A 2,338-nucleotide genomic window follows, 5' to 3' on the forward strand; every position below is an offset into this window, starting at 1 on the left:
AACCGTTGAAGACAGCTTTCACAACCAACCAAAAACACGACATCTGTACTTAGCCGGCGGTACGACATTTCAATTTTGCTTTGACACATTCCCAAACTTCCGGCGAACTGCTGCGCGACTACCTTCGGCACCGGCATGTCCTTGCCGGCGATCGGCACGCGCTGTTCCTGTCCGAATCGCCCCGCAACCATGGCGCGCCCATCACGCTATGGACGTGGTCCAAGGTAGTCCGATCCATTGCGCTTCGTGCCGATGTTCCGGCGTTCTCGACCCATACGCTGCGCCATCTCTGTCTGACCGATCTCGCCCGCTCGGGCTGGCAACTGCACGAGATTGCCCGGTTTGCCGGTCACCAGAATCTGTAGACGACCAGGCGATACGTGCATTTGTCGGGACATGATCTGGCCGACCGGTTCGCGAAGACCATGCGTCAGATCCACGCGTGGCGTGTCGACGCCCTGGCTTGCGTCGCCGATGCGGAGCAACGATGATGAACTCATCCCGGGCTGCACGCGCCCCGAAGCCTGACGCCCGTCTGTGGACGTGGCCGATTCAGATCACGGACTATGATCGCAGAAACCAACTGACGGCTGCCGAGCAGAAGGTGTTGAGGTTTGAGCTCCCTCTTGCTATGGCCAGTGAACGCACGGTAAAGGCGGTCCTTAGCAGGCTGTCCGGTCTTGAACGTCTACTCGCTCCAATCGACGACGCGCTCGCCGTTGTCGACAGCAAGCGTCTATACAACGATCGTGTAAGGCTGATGCTTCTTCAGTATTGCGAGATGCAAAGGGCAACGTTCTGGGCGTGGGACGCGACGGTATGGCGAACTGTCCTGGGGACCACGCAACAGGCGTTCTTCACCGCACACCGCCCGACGCCCCGTGCGGGCGGTGAACGCCAGGCATTGATGGCGGTTGCCTACCTGCTGCACTGTTTCCACGACATTCCCAGCCTGGGCGAGGTAAAACGGGTCGCGCTGGCCGAGAAGGTCTTCGGCAAGGAGCGAATCGCAGATACGCTGCTGCGCGTTACGAGATCTCGGCAGCGTGGGGATATCATGGTCCCTGCAAACCGTTGATGAGTCTGGTCGCAGAACTCCTGCTCATCAACCAGCGCCCCGAACTTGAGTTGCTGACGACCGAGTTCATCGAATCGATCCGCAGGCGCTGGCAGGACTCGAACTATCGCAGTTCACTGTACTTCCAGCTCTTACGCGTACTCGCAGCGCTCGGGATTATCTCTGCAGAACCAAAGATCCGAAACCGGGTTGACTGCGAACGTATTCATCGAGCGAGAACCGCTAGCCTGTCCAGGGATTGGGTTCTCGCAGTAGAGCGGTGGGAGGCAACCAGCACGTTGACAGCATCCAGTCGCAGGCATCTCCGCGACACGGTGCTCAAGGCCGGCCGTTGGCTGCAGGATACGCATCCAGAGATCACCCGCGCGGACCAGTGGACCCGAGAATTAGCGGCAGAGTACGTGGGCGCAGTGGCGCGCATGAGTGTTGGCGATTACGTCTGGAGGACCGCTGGTCTTGAACCAAAGCTTGGCAAACCGGCATCGGCCCGATCGAAGAACTACTTCTTGGGTTCAATGCGGCGCTTCTTTGCCGACCTGCAGGAGTGGGAGTGGATCCCCCGACGGTTCGATCCGTTTCGGGCCTTTGCGACGCCGCGCTCGATCATGGCATTGATCGGACCGGCACCGCGGACCATCGCCGATGACCTCTGGGCGAAACTCCTCTGGGCTGGCCTGAATCTAACGATCGCCGATCTTCCTGGTCACGGCAGTGCTCCGAAGGGACATAGCAATGCCACAGGCGCCATGCTTCGCAACGGAGGCTACTATCCGCTCGAGATGCTACAGGCGTTGAGCATCGTATGGCTCTTTGCAGGACTGCGTAGCGACGAGATTGTCCGGTTACGTGTAGGCTGCGTGCGCAAGGAACCATCGATAGGACAACAAGCAACGCAGTGCTGGATGCTTGACGTTCCGGTTCACAAGACCGGGACGGCATTTATCAAACCAATCGACGCAATCGTCGGCGAGGCGCTTACGACCTGGGAGCACCTACGCCCCACGCAACCGGCTGCGCTCGATATCAAGACTGGCGAGCGGGTTGATTTCCTCTTCTCGTACCGCGCACGAGCAATTCCACGCGCGTACCTGAACCCCGCCCGGCCTATGCGCATTGCGCCTGATAATCGACGCCGATCCCGCGGCTCCTTGATCCCGCGCCGAAGCCCCCACCTTTCTGGGTCCCCAGCTTTGATGCAAGGCGCCGACGGGTCGGCACTCGGCCGGCCTCGTTTGCAAACCCGTCTGATTCACTCGAGAT

Annotated in this window: 3 protein-coding genes; all 3 read left to right on the plus strand. The window is 59.9% G+C overall.

The window, feature by feature from the left end; genetic code table 11:
• The first annotated feature begins 80 nt into the window (after nt 1–80).
• A complete protein-coding gene (locus tag AWB81_RS49085) occupies nt 81–365 on the plus strand; it encodes a site-specific integrase (protein WP_062644462.1) in 285 nt (94 codons plus the stop codon).
• A gap of 122 nt (nt 366–487) precedes the next feature.
• Nucleotides 488–1,078, plus strand: coding sequence for a hypothetical protein (locus AWB81_RS42170; RefSeq protein WP_062644464.1), 591 nt, complete (start codon nt 488–490; stop codon nt 1,076–1,078).
• The coding region (locus AWB81_RS42175; protein WP_200822639.1) for a site-specific integrase at nt 1,078–2,338 on the plus strand (1,261 nt) is incomplete at its 3' end. The genes AWB81_RS42170 and AWB81_RS42175, both read left to right, overlap by 1 nt.

Origin of the sequence: Caballeronia arationis, assembly GCF_001544975.2 — a bacterium.
GTDB classification, from domain to species: domain Bacteria; phylum Pseudomonadota; class Gammaproteobacteria; order Burkholderiales; family Burkholderiaceae; genus Caballeronia; species Caballeronia arationis.